Origin of the sequence: Chryseobacterium sp. CH21, assembly GCF_004119445.1 — a bacterium.
Lineage (GTDB): Bacteria > Bacteroidota > Bacteroidia > Flavobacteriales > Weeksellaceae > Chryseobacterium.
This window is the reverse complement of the sequence record NZ_QICI01000105.1, coordinates 1-15,124: the sequence shown is the minus strand read 5'-3', so window position 1 is coordinate 15,124 and position 15,124 is coordinate 1. Positions and strand designations below refer to the sequence as shown.

The following is a 15,124-nucleotide window of genomic DNA, read 5'->3' as shown; positions in this document are numbered from 1 at the left end:
TATCACTCATTGCTCATTATTAATGTTAATATTCTAATTCTAATTTCTCTTTTGTGTAATTCCTTACCTGATGGGTCAATTCCGGATTTTCAGCCAATTTTTGACCATAGGAAGGAACCATTTCAAGCAGTTTTCCTTTCCATTCTCCATGCAGTTTTTCAGGGAAGCATTTTTCCAACACATTCAACATGGCATATACTGCTGTAGAAGCACCTGGTGAAGCTCCTAACAGAGAGGCAATTGTTCCTGTCTTGTTCACCACCACTTCGGTCCCGAATTCCAGTTTACCTCCTTCTTTTTCATCTTTTTTGATGATCTGAACTCTCTGTCCGGCTACTTTCAATTCCCAGTCTTCTTCTTTTGCATCTTTGATAAATTCTCTCAAATGCTGCATTCTTTGAGATTTTGTCATGGCAACCTGCTGAATCAGATACTTCGTCAATGGGATATTATGCCACCATGCTCCGAAGAGTGATTTTAGGTTTTTCGTGTTTACACTTTCCGGAAGATCAAGATAGCTTCCTTCCCTCAGAAATTTGGTAGAGAATCCTGCAAAAGGTCCGAAAAGAAGTGCTTTTTTCCCATCAATGATTCTAAGGTCAAGGTGCGGAACAGACATTGGCGGAGCGTCTACTGTAGCTTGAGTATAAACTTTAGCATGGTGTTTTTCCACCAGTTCCTGATTATGGCTTACCAGCCACTGTCCTGAAACCGGAAAACCTCCATATCCTTCACTCTCTTTAATATCTGAACTGTCCAGTAACGGAAGCGCATATCCTCCGGCACCGATGAATACGAAGTCAGCTACTACTTCCTGTTTGTGGCTGTGAATTCGGTCTTTTACCTTCATTTCCCATTTTCCACTTTCTCTCGGGCTGATATCTTTCACTTCATGGTATAAGAAAACCTCAACATTGGAATCTTCCAGAAGATGTCTTCCCATTTTTCTTGTCAGTGTTCCGAAATTCACATCCGTTCCCATATCCATCTTTGTGGCTGCCATTACTTCGGATTGATTTCTTTTGCTCATCACCAACGGAATCCATTCTTTCAGTTTTTCGTGGTCTGTAGAAAATTCCATTCCTGAAAAAAGAACAGATTCTGCCATTTTATCATGACGTTTCCTAAGATATTCAGCATCTTTTTCTCCGAATACCAGGCTCATATGTGCACAGGCATTGATAAATTCTTTGGGTTCATGAATATATCCTTTGGTAATCAGATAAGACCAGAATTGTTTTGAAATTTCAAACTGTTCTGCAATACTTTCTGCCTTAGTAATATCAATAGATCCGTCTGGTTTTTCCGGGGTATAATTTAGCTCACAAAAAGCGGAATGCCCTGTTCCGGCGTTGTTCCATGCTGCTGTACTTTCTTTGGCAAACCTTCCGAGTCTTTCGAAGATAGCGATTTCAAGATTTGGATCAAATTCATGAAGCAGCGTTGCTAAAGTGGCGCTCATGATTCCGCCCCCTATCAGTACAACGTCGTATTTAGGTTTCGGTGTTCTGCTTGTAAGCGATTGTGACATAATTTTAAAATTTTACTTCAAATTTCGGGAAAAGTTTTAAAAACCGGAGTGCGTTTAACGATTTTAACATGTTATTTTTTGTTTCAAAAATACTTCTTGAGTACACAACAAAAAGCCATGGAAAATTTCAATAAAAAATCATTAAAATGATTGATAATATCACAATTTACATTAAAATTAAATTAAATTTTCATTTTTTTTAATTCACCATTGAGTAAATAATACAGCTACCTTTTTCCACTAAAATGCTGTAAAAAATTAAGTTTATTTAAGTTCACTGCTCCAAACATCGCAATCATAAACCTTTACGTAATTATTTTTTATCAAGCACAAGTGACAAATAATTACAAAACACACAAATAATATCACTTTTTATTGAAAAATAACCAATACAATAGAAATAAATCGATATGAAAACCATAAAACAATGGTTTTTTTTACGTACCTTTGAATTGAATTAATGGATATTATATCAAATTTTTAATTAAAATTATTTCATAAACATACTAAAGATGAAAATTATTACCTTTTTGGGTACAATGTTTGCGACAGCAGCATTTGCCCAAAGTGGAAGTGTTGGGATCAACACGTCCACACCAGATCCCAGTGCTATTCTGCACATTGAGAATTTCAAAGGAACTCCTGCCATAGCTACAGCTACCATTTCAGGGGGGCAGTTACAGGTATCTCCATAAGTAACGGAGGCAGCGGCTATACAACAGCACCTACTGTTAATTTTTATGGAGGAGGGTCAGTTGTAAACGGAGGTTCAAAAGCCCGTGCTACAGCAACTATTTCCGGAGGAGTAGTTACAGGTATTACGATCAACAACGGAGGAAGCGGTTATACAACAGCTCCTACGGTAACCATTTCAGGGGGTAATAAAGGAATGTTATTCCCCAACCTGAATCTTGCTAATCTGAGCAGCACTACTACCCCGGTAGCATCCCCTGCCAATGGACTGATCGGATTTAACGGAGGGACAAACAGCAATAATAAAGCCCTGCATGTTTTCAACAGTACAACCAATTCATGGCAGAGTACCATTGATGCTCAAAATACGCCAAAAGTAGCATACCTTGATTTCACGGGATCATACTCTGGGCTGGATAATGCTGTAGCGGGTGACAGTGCCCCACTTTTAGTAAATAATCCGGCTATATCCGGAGTATCAAATATCAGTGGATTTAAGGTTCTCCCGAACACTTCTTCAGGATATTCACTCATTCTTCCACAGGGAAACTATCTGGTGGAAGTGAATCTGAATTTAAACTCCCCTCAGGAAAGCCCAGCCGGAGTAAACGGTACTGCTCCACTTTCCGGAAGCACTTATTATCTAATGGGGTATTTTATAGATTTCTTCCCAGATACCTATAATAATACCACCAATACTTTTACAGCAGTATCCGTTTCCAGAAAAGAAGAACCAATTGTTTCAAAAGTAAACACTAACCACCTGGCTACCTGGTCTTTCTATTATAATGTACCGGCTAATGCCAATGCCAATATTATCGGGGGTCTAAGAATGAGCCTGGGAAGAATGCAAAACAGTACATTCTACGATCTTGTGAATGTAATTGCCAATGGATCTTATATTAAAATATCTCAGCTTTAAAAACAATAAATATGAAAAAAAGTTATATCCTGCTATTATTGATCATAGCACAGGCCATATATGCACAGGTTGCGATTGGGAAATCCACTGTTAACAGTTCTGCTGTTTTGGATGTGGCCTCTACAACCAATAAGGGAGTTCTTCTTCCAAGAGTAGATATTGTAGACGTACTGAGCAATACATCACCGATAAACAGTCCGGTAGAAGGGCTTATTGTATACAACAAAGGAAATTCTATAAGTCCTGGTATTTACATGTGGAAAAACAATATGTGGAACCTGCTGTCTGATACCTATAACCTGGTAAGTTACATGATGCTGCAGCGTACAACTGATTATACAGTATTAGGTGGTTTGGCAAACGGTACTTATAAAAATTTCAACGATGCTGCTTTTACTGTGTTATCAAATGATATTGGAGCTTTATACAATACTTCTAATGGTGTAATTACTCTTCCCGGAAACAGCGGTTATCTGATCAACGTATGTCTGAATATCAGAACAGCGCTTGAAAGTGCTACAGCCGGAATAGGGGGAACTCAGGTTCATCTTCATCAGTATCTTGTAAAGCTGATAGATCCTGTGAGCGGAACTCAGTATGGTAAGACCATCAGTATCAATGCTCAATCTATTACCAGCAACAAAACCCACACGTTGAATATGAGTTTCTCGTTTGTGACTACTTCAGCTTCTCCTATTCTTTTATTACCTGCAATTGCTCATGATACAGGAGGAACTTATCAGAACGGAGCTGGAGGAACTGCTCCTAATAATGGAGAGATCATCATTACCAATGCGAAAGTTGATATTCAAAGATCAGCCCTTAACCAATAATTAAAACACAATGAAAACATATATTTATATTGTCTGTATGGTACTTTTCAGCGCTTACATAAAAGCACAAGTCGGTATCAATACGAACACTCCTAATGCAAGCAGTGTCCTGGACATCAATTCGTCAAACAAAGGGGTTCTTTTTCCACAATATGATCTTGTTGTGCTTAACAGCACTTCAACTCCTATTTCCAACCCTGCAGATGGACTCATTATCTACAATAGCGGAGGGGCTTCTACTTTCCCGAAAGGATATTATGTCTGGGTAAGAAATCAGTGGCAGCGTACTCTTATTTCCGGAAGTGAACCTCAGATCATGTCTCTGCTTATAGGTTCAGGAACCTTAATTCCAACCGGAAGTACCAATAATACCCTGAATACTTTTACAGTAACATCCAATAAAATTACTGGAGCATCATTGGGTGCAGATAATTCAACCATTACACTACCTGCCGGAACATATATTATTCGTTATGGGGTGGATGCAAGTAACGCCAATAACAATAACGGTACAGCCAATACACAGTATCTTGGCCAGAATTTCACCTGCACAAGATCTTATCTGATTAATGCTTCTACGAGTGCAACTATTACGGAGGTTAACAGAATGTGTGAACTATCCAGTTCTTTTACATTTTACCAGGGAAGTTATTTTTTAACACTAGCTTCTCCTACCACTATTCGCCAGAAGTTTGAATTTGATACAGGAAACGGTTTTACAGCCAGTACACTTAATGTCAGATCATCGTTATCACTTGTTATTACTAAGATGGGTCAATAAAAAAGCTTAAGCATTTGTAATGCTTAAGCTTCATTATTTATATTTAAAACAGAGCCTTAATTTTAAGGTTCTGTTTTTTTTAGTTCAATTTTGCAGTCAGTTTTTTAAACTGTTTTTCAGCATTTTTACCTTCATAAAGAATGGTATATACGGTATCAATAATCGGCAGTTTAAGATTTTTCTGCTTTGCTGTTTTATAAATAGAATCTGCTGCATAATATCCTTCAGCCACCATATTCATAGACTGGATTGCAGATTTCACTGTATATCCTTTTCCGATAAGATTTCCAAGGTTTCTGTTTCTTGAGAAAAGTGAATATGCTGTTACCAAAAGATCTCCCAGGTAAGCACTTTCATTCACATCTCTTGGGGCTTCATAGATGGCTTCCAGGAAAGTTTCCATTTCACGGATCGCATTAGATACAAAGACGGCTGTAAAGTTATCTCCATACCCTAATCCGCTTGCGATTCCTGCTCCGATGGCAAAAATATTTTTAAGGATTGCACTGTATTCATTTCCTAAAATATCTTTACTTGTTTGTACTTTGATAAAATCTGAACTGAAAATACCTTCAAGTTTTTCAGCGGTTTCATCTTCTACAGTAGCAATGGTAAGGTAAGAAAGTCTTTCCATCGCTACTTCTTCTGCATGGCAAGGTCCTGCAATAACAGCCTGATTTCTAAAACCGATTTTAAATTCATCACGCAGATAATGGGCTACCACATCATTTACTTTAGGAATAATCCCTTTAATCGCAGAAATAAAGATCTTATCTGAATAGTCACAGGTCATCTTGTCTAATGTATCAGAAAGGTAGATGGACGGAGTTGCCAGTACAACAACATCACAGGCAGAGACCAATTCATTGATATCTGTTGTCAGTTTTAAGCTTTTCAGATTAAAGTGAGCGGCTGTAAGATAAGTGGGGTTATGCCCACGCAGCTCAATGGCTCCTTTTACAAATTCACTTCTTACACACCAGTGTACTACTTTGCAGTTTTCAACAAGCATTTTTACGATCGCGGTTGCAAAACTTCCGCTTCCTACAACTCCTACAGAAATATCCTTTTTATTCTTTTTTGGATTCGAAGATTCTGAAATAATTTTCTTTTTAGCCATAATTGGAATGTGAACTGCAAAGATATTAAAACAAAGACGTAACGCAGGCTTTGAAACTATGATAAAAGCCATTTTCTGAAAAAATTAACATTCCAACACAATTAAATAGCTAATTAACCGTTAAATACAGAAAAAACTGAATTTTAGTTAAAAATAACTCTCAAAACTTATTTTTAATTAAATTTGCATCTTCAAAACCGTTTTAACTTACTAAGAGAAGAAATATGAAAAAATTTCTAAACAGCAAGAAGAACGTAAATATCCTTCTGGGAGGACTTTTACTAGTAGTTTTTGCACAAGGTGTATTTATAGCCAAGCTCTTTTCCGAAAGAGATGACAAAACCTACGAAGTAAACCTTGTAAAAATAAACACTGAAAAAGACAGTGTAGATTATTTAAAAATGAAAACTGATCTTACTCTTGTAGATCAGACCGTTGGCCAACTCAACTCCTTCCTGAAGTCTAAGGACATTTCTAATGAAAAACTAATGATGCTGGATCAGGACAGTATTTCAAATTCTATTTATCTTTCCAAGCAGGCTAACCGATACAGCCAATATCTTATGGATCTTCAGAAAAAACTGATGCAAGTTCCATTAGGAATGCCTACTGACGGATATATTTCCTCTAATTTCGGAATAAGAAAAAATCCAATCCCTTTCAAAACCGTTTATGCTTCGGTAAAAACAAGTGCTGCTGCAGAATCCAAACCAGCTGTTGCTGTCGCTGCAAAACCTGAAGTGAAAGCGGAACCTGTAGAAAAAATCATAGAACTTACCGACAGCTATGGAAATAAAAGAGAAGTAAAAGTAATGGTTACTCCAAAAGCAGCTCCTGTGGCTGCTGCGACAGCTCCTGCTGCTACAAAAACCGTTGTAGGAACTACTGTAACCAAAACCGCTGTTGCTGAAAAAAACAATCCCCCTGCTGAAGCTGATCAGATGCAGTTTCATAAGGGGTTAGACATTGCTGTTGCTTATGGCTCTGATGTAAGAGCTGCTGCTGCGGGAACTATTATTTTCTCCGGGCAGAAAGGCGGCTATGGAAACTGTGTAATTGTTTCTCACGGAAACGGGCTGGCTACACTATACGGACACTTATCTCAGCTTGTTGCTAAAGTAAATGAAAAAGTAAAAGTAGGTCAGTTAATTGCTAAATCCGGAAATTCCGGACGTTCTACAGGACCTCATCTTCACTATGAAGTACACAAAAACAATACTCCGGTTAATCCGAAATTGTTTATGAATCTATAAAGATAAGGGCTGTCAATCGACAGCCCTTGTTTGTTAAGACAAAAATGTATAATCTGTATATCCTCTGGCATCTCCTCCTCCGAATAAAGTATGAGGATCTGTAATTTCATTCAGTGATGCATTCTGTTTTACTCTTTCCGGATAATCAGGATTAGCTAAAAATTTCCTCCCAAAACCAATAAGATCCACAAGGTTCTGCTCCAATAAGTCTTCTCCTTCGGAAGGAGTCTTATTTCCGGTAGCAATAATTGTATTTTTGAATTTATCCCTAAGTTCTTTTCTAAATGGGTACGGAATTCCCGGAGCATCATCCCAATCTGCTTCACATAAATGAATATAAGCAATTCCCAATTCATTAAGTTTTTCCGCAGCCAGCATAATTGTTTCAAGTATTTCAGGATCATCCATATCTTTAAATTTTATAAATGGAGAAAGCCTTACGCCCGTTTTTTCTTTACCTACCGCTTTGGCTACTGCTTCGGTCACCTCCATCAGAAAGCGAATTCTGTTTTCTGCACTTCCCCCGTATTCATCTGTTCTTATATTAGAATTACTACGCAGAAACTGATCAATAAGATAACCGTTTGCCCCATGTATTTCTACACCGTCAAAACCTGCTTCTATCGCATTTTTTGCTCCTGTTACAAAGTCATCCACGGTTTGTTGAATATCTTCTTTTGTCATTTCTCTAGGATCCTCTACGGGTACAAATGTAGCATCATTATTGGGTGCACCGTCAAAAATATACACATTAGTATTGGCAGCAGGAATAGCTGATGGTGCCAAAGGCTGTAATCCGTTGATTTTTGAAGAAGAGACACGTCCTACATGCCAAAGCTGCAAAAACAGATGTCCTCCTTTTTATGTACCTTTTCTGTTACTTTTTTCCAGCCTTCAATTTGCTCCCGATTATAAATACCCGGAGTTTTAGCATATCCCATTCCCTGAAGGGAGATCTGAGTTGCTTCAGAAATAATAAGACCTGCCGTAGCCCTCTGAGCATAATATTCTGCCATAAGGTCATTGGGTACGGAACCTTCTGAAGAACGGCTTCGGGTCATTGGAGCCATTACAAATCTGTTATTTAACTGAACACCATTAAGATGATAGGATTGAAATAATTTTTTCATAAGCTTTTTTATTTTCTTGTAATTTTATTTACAAAAATAGAGCAATGACATATCCTTTCACTTGTAAAAATACATTCTAAAATAGTAATAATACATTATTCCTAATAAGAGTTCCTGCTATTAAAAAACTGCTGCCTTACGACAACAGTTTTTGTTTCACTATTTCAAGATTTTAAGTGTTCCTTTCAGATGGGTAAACGTACCATCGGGATCTACAATATTTGAATAGATGATATTTTTATTATAATCCTGAATATGGGTTACATTGAAGCCAAGATGAGGCTCATTCCAGTACACCATAAAAACATTCTTTGCTACTTCCACAGCAGTATATTCTACAGTATCTGTACTGTTTTTTGAGCTTCCGGCTGTTCCTGTAAATGTCATGGTTTTATTATCTTTAAAATCAAGAAGGAATTTTACAGTTCCAAAATCTACTTCCACTTTGTGGCCAATTGCCGGATATGGAGATTTCAAATCCCAGTCCATTTCTTTAAGGAAAACCTTCACTCCCATTCCTAGTTCATCATTTCCTGGCAGATTTGGGTATTTTTTAACCATAAAATCTACAATAGAAGATGAAGTTTTGTTTTCAGTAATTGCTTTTTTATAGTTTTCCAGATAGTTTTTCACAAAATCAAGAGACTGTGGTGATGTGGATAGTTCTGCAAAATGGGAAGGAATTACTTTTTCCGGATTCAATGCTTTCATAACATCTATTTGTTCTATCCACTGATCAATTGCTTTTACGTTCTGAGTATCTGCCATCCAAAGATGTGAGCCTACAGACACAGAAATCCCGCCTGCAATGGTTTTGATGGAAGGAATCCAAAGAAAGCTATGTGCAGGATCTTCCTGATTTTGTCTGATTTCAATTTTGTTTCCTTCAAGATCAGGAATTGAAGTAACTGCTTCAGGAACTATAATTTCTGTTGGAGCATCTGCTTTCAACTGTGGTTTCCATACTCCCATTTTATCATCTTTTGAAGCCGATATAAGGTAAGCGGTTTGTGCTGTTGAGATAATTTTAGCATTGGGAAAAGCTTTTTTAATCACATCCAGTCCAAAATAAAAATCAGGATCACTGTGAGAAATAAAAACAGTTTTCAGGTTCTTTCCTGTTGCTTTTATTTCTTTTACCAGCTGTTCTGCATATTGTTTCTGGAACTGAGCATCTACCAATATGGCATCTTTATCACCATAAATAATGGTAGACGTAATGGGAAAAATAGCTTTGGTTCCGGGATTATAAACTTTCACTTTGAGATTCCCTGCAAATATGCTGATGAATCCCAACAATGCTAATAACGACCATAATTTCTTTTGTATCATTTTTGTTTTTTTATAGATTAATAAGCTGCTGTAAAACGTTCACGAATGTGGTTGTTTTGTTCCAATTCATCTACTAAAACTACAGCTACATCTTCTACAGACAGTCGGCTTCTTCCGTTTTCATCAAATACCGGAGTTTCTAATGAAGTTCTGTATTTTCCTGTTCTTTCTCCTACATTGGCCTGATTCATTTCAATAGCAGGGCTGAAGAATGTCCAATCCAAAGTATTATTTTCTTTGATTTTGTTTAAATAGTCTCTCGCTGCTGTTGCCCCTGGCTTGTATGCTTCAGGGAAATCCGGGGTATCTACGATCTGTACATTATCCGGAGTGTAAAGGCTTCCTGCTCCACCTACTACGATGAGTCTTTTTACACCTGACTGTTCAACTGCTTTCTGAATATTTTCAGAACCATTTAAGAAATCATTGTAAAGATTAGGATTGGTCCATCCTGCATTGAATGTACTGATTACGGCATCGCTTCCTTTCAATGCTTCGGTCAATTCATTTACATTGTTTACATCAACACTTTTCGCGGTTACATTTTCCTGTGTTTTTACTTTGGATGCATCTCTTACCAATGCTTCTACTGCATATCCTCTCTCTGCTAATTCTGTTACTACGTGTGCTCCTACAAATCCTGTTGCACCGATTACTGCTACTTTTTTCATACTATTTTATTTTAATTTAATTGTAATAAATTTTGTTACATTTAAGGTTAAAAAATTTTTATTCAAACTGGTCAGTGAATTCCTGTAATGACTTATCTCCTAAAAAGTTTACAACCAATTGATCTGTTTCTTCAAATAATATATTTAAATGATTGTTGATCTCCTTTCCAACACTGCAGGCCGGATTGGGATTTTGATTTTTTTTGCCTAATACTTCAGTATTTTTTACTGCTTTATAGATCTCAGAAATAGTGATCATTTCAGCATTTTTTGCAAGCTGACTCCCTCCTTCTTTTCCTTGTCTGCTGATAATCAGACCTGCTTCTTTCAACACACTGATCTCCTTTCGGACAATCACCGGATTCACATTGATACTACCGGCCATCCAGTCAGAAGTAAGCCACTCCTGAGGACATTTCGCTAATAAGGTCATAATATGTACTGCCGTAGCAAATCTTGTATTGTTCATTGTAATTACTTTGCAAAGATACACATTTTTTAAATGTAACAAAATTTATTACAGTTAAATTTTTCTTAAAGGATTAATTTATCCAGATCAAGGAGTAAATAATTGATATTCTGGTTAATGGTACGTGTTGCCGATTGCATCTGATTGAGCATGGCTGCCCGGTTATGAAGATCGTCTGCTCTGTAGAATCCTCCATCACTAAAAATAACAGACTTATCTGCAGCTTCTTTTACATCGTCAAACTGATAATGAAGCCATCTTTGTTTCATATTTCCGATAATGGAGTGTTCTTCTTTGTTAGAAAATTTCTTCTCCGTATACATATACCAGATAAAAGGTGGAAAATTGGGAGATTCAAGTTTTTCTCTCCAAATATCCCTCAAAAGATTTCTTTGATGGATAAATTCTACTTTCTTTCCTTTGGGATTAAGGGTTGCCAGACCAAAACCTGCTCCTAAAATACCTCCTCCGATACCTATTGCATTGTCCCAGCCATCACTTTTCACTATACCTCCCGCTATGGAAGAAGCTGCACCGGCAATGATAGAATATAAAATCAATTTATTATTTCTGGAAGAATTCAGATTGTCTACATAGTTTCCGATCTGTGCTACTCTTTCTCCTTCACAATCAAATTCAGCAGCAACTGCATCCAGTTCTGTTAAAGCAATAGTAATTCTGCTGTTAATTTTGGTTTTAAGCTGTAATATTTTGACTTGTGAAGTGAGTGAAGAATCTTTTTTAAGCTGAATAATTTTGTGAACATCATCCAGATTATTCAAAGCATTTAAGATCAAAATACTCTGATCCGTAAAGGTTTCCTTCAGATCTTTATTGGCTGTCAATATAGAATCTGAATTATAAGACGGAAGTTTATTATTATAATTGTACTTGAATGGTGCCTTACAATAGCTGTCTTTCAGGGTAAGAATATTCTGCTGAATAGCCTGATTCTTTTTGGAAACACAGGATACCAGTAAGCCAGCAATAGCAAAAAAAAGGTAAAAAAGTCTTTTCATACAGTTATATTTTGTGTTGCCCAGCGTAATGTAAATTCTTCTCTTCTTTCTTCTTCATTTTACAATTCACCCATACGAATATAGTATAAATAAAAAAATTTACCTGAAATCAGGTAAATTTTTAATGTATTTTTAAGTAAGGATTATTTAATATCCAGCAATTCAACTTCGAAAACCAGGGTACTGTTTGGCCCGATTTCTTTGCTGATCTCCTGATCTCCATATGCTAAATGCGGTGGAATGATCAGTCTCCATTTACTTCCAACCGGCATCAACTGAAGTGCTTCTGTCCAACCTGAAATCACTCTGTTTAAAGGGAAAGATGCAGGTGTACCTCTTTTTACAGAGCTGTCGAATACTTTACCGGAAATAGTCGTTCCGTGGTAGTGGCACTTTACAGTAGATTTAGGACCTGGTTTTGCCCCGTCTCCTTCTGTAATGATTTCATATTGTAAGCCGCTTGGTAACTGCACTACGCTTTCTCTTTTACCATACTCTTCCATATATTCTTTACCATCTTTCAGGTTCTTTTCTGCCAATTCTTTTTTACGTTTAAATAACAAATCTGCTACTCCCATATTATAATTTTTTACAAAGATAAGGCTTTTTTGAGTTCGGAAGATGGAAGCATTAGGATGAAAGCTTAAAAATAGAAGCTCTTTCATATCAAACAATAATCTTTCAATTTATTCTTATTCAACAACCATTAAAACTTAATAATCAACCATTTAAACACATTATTAATTAAAATTCGGCAACCATATTGACTTACGTTTTCTTATTTTCCATACTGTTTTCCACAAAATTCAAACAATTGTAATACTTGCTTAACACAGATTTCAAAACTTGGCGTTATAATTGAATTTTAAAAACTAAATGCCAGATCCATTAAAATATAATAAGAAGTTTGATGAGCTGAATGAAGAGGAAAAGAAACTTCTGGAAATCACTAAAAAAACAATAGCTGATTTTGTTGAGCAGTCCTCCTCCATCAGTGATGTCAATTATGCCACCCGGAATGCGCATGCGAAGACTTATGCCGTAGCAAAGGGAACATTCTGGATAGAGCCTGATATCCCGGAATCGCTGCAGCCCTATTTTGATAAGGAAAAATTTGATCTTACTATACGTTTTTCCAATGCCCAGCTGAAGATTAAGAATGCTAAAAAAGATATTCCGGCTTATGGTTTTGCGGTACAGATCAAGGACGAAAACGGAGTGTTACTTGCCAATTATGCTTTAGTGAATTTTCCTTTGTTCCCTATTCAATCTGTTTCTACATTTTTGAAATTATTTACAGCAATTAACCGGATTTATATGAAGCAATGGCGAAATTTATTTCCCATGTTTATTCAAGTGCTCAAAATGATTCCTTCTTTATTAACAAGTGATATGTTCCGCAATATGCTAAAGCTTATAGGGAAGAGAAATGATTTTATTCTGTCGTTTGATTATTATTCTGTAGGAGCTTACCGTCTGGGAGATCAGGTTATCAAAATAAAGCTATGTCCGCAATATGTGGACAAAAATACAGGGAGAAAACAAAAGATTAAGGAGTCTTTGAAAAGTTATCTGCTTACTTATGATTTTACTGCAGATGTTTTGATACAGATATGCTATGATCTGAAAGACCAACCCATCAACAGATTGAATGTTGAATGGAAAAACTCCCCCTTTATTAAAATTGGTGAGGTCAGAATCAATAAAAATTCATTGCTGGATTCACATCATTGTGCTACTGAACTTCTTTCATTCAATCCTTTTGAGAGCAAAATCTTTTTTCAGCCTGTAGGAAAAATACAAAAGTTACGCGATGAAGCGTATAAAGTTTCTGTACAGACAAGGAGGAAGATTAATAAGCTTCTGCATGGGAAAAACAGTTAAAATAATGATGAGTGATGAATTTTTGAACGTAGTGTGATAAAGTTTTATCCAACTAAAAAATAAAAGACTGTTCTAACAACAGTCTTTACATTTTATCTAAACTTCCTATATTCTTCTCTGATAGCCAAGTCATTGATGCTTGCAAATCTTTTCGCCATCAATCCGTTTTCATCAAACTCCCAGTTTTCATTTCCATAGGCTCTGAACCAGTTTCCATCTTTGGTTTGATATTCATATTCAAAGCGAACGGCAATACGATTATCTGTGTGTGCCCAATACTCTTTTTTAAGCTTATAATTGAGTTCTCTCTCCCATTTCTTTTGAAGAAATACGACAATCTCCTCTCTGCCACTCACGAAGATATCTCTGTTTCTCCATTCGCTATCGATGGTATATGCTTTGGAAACCTTTTCAGGATCCTGACTGTTCCAGGCATCTTCTGCCAGTTGAATTTTTTCCAATGCCGTTTCAAGAGTGAAAGGCGGAAGCGGATGTTTTTGTTCCATAATTTATTGTATTAGATTGGTGGCTATTTTCTTTGATATTTCAATTAATTCATTAGATTTAAAAAGCTGACTTTCTATAATACTACTTTCAAAAAGCATGTAGATATGATCGGAAAGAGTATCATCATTCACTAATTCTAAAAAAAATTTCTGAGATCTGCTTTATGAGATTGAATGACCTTCAGGATTTTGGTATTATCCATTGGTATTTCTGATAAAATGTTCAGAAAACTGCATCCCCTGAAGTTTTCCTTCTCATTCATATAGATCAGAAAATCGAAAGCTTTGATGATTTTAGATGTTGAATCTTTTTCTTTTGTTAAAAAGGTATTGAGCTCACCAAACCAATATTCGTGTCTCACCTTCAGAAATTCTACACACAGATCTTCTTTGGATTTGAAATACTGGTAAAAGCTTGCTCTGGCTACTTCTGCTTCGGAAATAATCTGATTGATTCCGGTAGAATTATAGCCTTGTCTGGCAAACAATTGAAAAGTGATTTCTATTATTCTTTCTCTTGGAGATTTCATAGTGCATTATTTTATGGAACAAATGTATGAAAAAAAATAATGAACAGACCGATCTGTCTGTTTTATTTTGAAAATATTTTTTGAGTTTTGGAAAACGCAAAGACACAAAATTTTTATTGATAAAGCATAGTAAGGGCGCAAGGATTTTATCTCCGATAAAATTTAATATTACTAATGATATGATCTTAAATAATTAATAAGTATTCTTACTGAAAAACTTATAGGTTTTGATTCCCATCGCCTCAAACCTTATAGGTTTTTGAAACCTATAAGCTTTACATTTTAAAAATTCAACGTTGCTGAAAATCTTTGATTTTCTTGCGCCTTAAAAACAATATTAATCTTTAGCGCCCTTTAGTTTGTATTATAAAGTTTTTTGAATTACGTAAATTAACTTTATAGTATTAATTAATCCACAAGAAACAGGGTGAATCATTAAGCGCCAAAGGT

15 protein-coding genes and 1 pseudogene are annotated in these 15,124 nt (G+C 36.1%); 6 read left to right on the top strand and 10 right to left on the bottom strand.

What is annotated here, in order from left to right; translation table 11 throughout:
- Positions 1-25 precede the first annotated feature (25 nt).
- The gene (gene mqo, locus BOQ62_RS21425) at positions 26-1,531 is read right to left on the bottom strand and encodes a malate dehydrogenase (quinone) (protein ID WP_129042365.1); all 1,506 of its coding nucleotides are present in this window, start codon (positions 1,529-1,531) and stop codon (positions 26-28) included.
- 512 nt (positions 1,532-2,043) lie between these two features.
- Here mqo and BOQ62_RS21420 point away from each other — a divergent pair.
- The 4 genes from BOQ62_RS21420 (at position 2,044) to BOQ62_RS21405 (ending at position 4,760) form a co-directional block, all read left to right on the top strand.
- Positions 2,044-2,226 (top strand): hypothetical protein, encoded by a 183-nt coding sequence (locus tag BOQ62_RS21420; protein WP_129042364.1) that lies wholly within the window; start codon positions 2,044-2,046, stop codon positions 2,224-2,226.
- Positions 2,227-2,420: 194 nt separating this feature from the next.
- On the top strand, positions 2,421-3,146 hold the full coding sequence (locus BOQ62_RS21415) for a hypothetical protein (protein WP_129042363.1): 726 nt from the start codon (positions 2,421-2,423) through the stop codon (positions 3,144-3,146).
- A gap of 11 nt (positions 3,147-3,157) precedes the next feature.
- Positions 3,158-3,979: a hypothetical protein gene (locus BOQ62_RS21410; RefSeq protein WP_129042362.1), complete on the top strand. Its 822-nt coding sequence runs from the start codon at positions 3,158-3,160 to the stop codon at positions 3,977-3,979.
- A 10-nt stretch (positions 3,980-3,989) separates the two neighbouring features.
- The gene (locus BOQ62_RS21405; protein ID WP_129042361.1) at positions 3,990-4,760 is read left to right on the top strand and encodes a hypothetical protein; all 771 of its coding nucleotides are present in this window, start codon (positions 3,990-3,992) and stop codon (positions 4,758-4,760) included.
- 79 nt (positions 4,761-4,839) lie between these two features.
- Here BOQ62_RS21405 and BOQ62_RS21400 read toward each other — a convergent pair whose 3' ends face one another.
- Entirely contained in the window at positions 4,840-5,880 is a 1,041-nt protein-coding gene (locus tag BOQ62_RS21400; protein WP_129042399.1) for an NAD(P)H-dependent glycerol-3-phosphate dehydrogenase, read from the bottom strand.
- A gap of 224 nt (positions 5,881-6,104) precedes the next feature.
- Between BOQ62_RS21400 and BOQ62_RS21395 the strand changes: the two genes are divergently transcribed.
- On the top strand, positions 6,105-7,133 hold the full coding sequence (locus BOQ62_RS21395) for a M23 family metallopeptidase (RefSeq protein ID WP_129042360.1): 1,029 nt from the start codon (positions 6,105-6,107) through the stop codon (positions 7,131-7,133).
- A gap of 33 nt (positions 7,134-7,166) precedes the next feature.
- On the opposite strand, the pseudogene BOQ62_RS21390 reads toward BOQ62_RS21395, so the two are convergent.
- The 6 genes and pseudogenes from BOQ62_RS21390 to BOQ62_RS21365 form a co-directional block, all read right to left on the bottom strand.
- Positions 7,167-8,203: pseudogene (locus BOQ62_RS21390) on the bottom strand (alkene reductase).
- Between the two features lie 219 nt (positions 8,204-8,422).
- A complete protein-coding gene (locus BOQ62_RS21385; RefSeq protein ID WP_129042359.1) occupies positions 8,423-9,595 on the bottom strand; it encodes an MBL fold metallo-hydrolase in 1,173 nt (390 codons plus the stop codon).
- A 17-nt stretch (positions 9,596-9,612) separates the two neighbouring features.
- Complete coding sequence (locus BOQ62_RS21380; RefSeq protein WP_129042358.1) at positions 9,613-10,266, bottom strand: NAD(P)-dependent oxidoreductase; 654 nt, start codon at positions 10,264-10,266, stop codon at positions 9,613-9,615.
- Between the two features lie 58 nt (positions 10,267-10,324).
- Complete coding sequence (locus tag BOQ62_RS21375; RefSeq protein ID WP_129042357.1) at positions 10,325-10,735, bottom strand: Rrf2 family transcriptional regulator; 411 nt, start codon at positions 10,733-10,735, stop codon at positions 10,325-10,327.
- Between the two features lie 65 nt (positions 10,736-10,800).
- Positions 10,801-11,754, bottom strand: a complete 954-nt coding sequence (locus BOQ62_RS21370) for a hypothetical protein (RefSeq protein ID WP_129042356.1) — start codon at positions 11,752-11,754, stop codon at positions 10,801-10,803.
- A 143-nt stretch (positions 11,755-11,897) separates the two neighbouring features.
- A complete protein-coding gene (locus tag BOQ62_RS21365; RefSeq protein ID WP_228414451.1) occupies positions 11,898-12,419 on the bottom strand; it encodes an FKBP-type peptidyl-prolyl cis-trans isomerase in 522 nt (173 codons plus the stop codon).
- Positions 12,420-12,630: 211 nt separating this feature from the next.
- Here BOQ62_RS21365 and BOQ62_RS21360 point away from each other — a divergent pair, with 211 nt between their 5' ends.
- Positions 12,631-13,638, top strand: a complete 1,008-nt coding sequence (locus BOQ62_RS21360) for a catalase (RefSeq protein WP_129042355.1) — start codon at positions 12,631-12,633, stop codon at positions 13,636-13,638.
- 92 nt (positions 13,639-13,730) lie between these two features.
- Here the strand turns inward: BOQ62_RS21360 and BOQ62_RS21355 are convergent, their stop codons facing one another.
- Together BOQ62_RS21355 and BOQ62_RS21350 are read right to left on the bottom strand one after the other, a co-directional pair.
- Positions 13,731-14,144, bottom strand: coding sequence for a nuclear transport factor 2 family protein (locus BOQ62_RS21355; protein ID WP_129042354.1), 414 nt, complete (start codon positions 14,142-14,144; stop codon positions 13,731-13,733).
- Between the two features lie 137 nt (positions 14,145-14,281).
- Positions 14,282-14,674: a TetR/AcrR family transcriptional regulator gene (locus BOQ62_RS21350; protein ID WP_317127409.1), complete on the bottom strand. Its 393-nt coding sequence runs from the start codon at positions 14,672-14,674 to the stop codon at positions 14,282-14,284.
- Between the last annotated feature and the right edge of the window lie 450 nt (positions 14,675-15,124).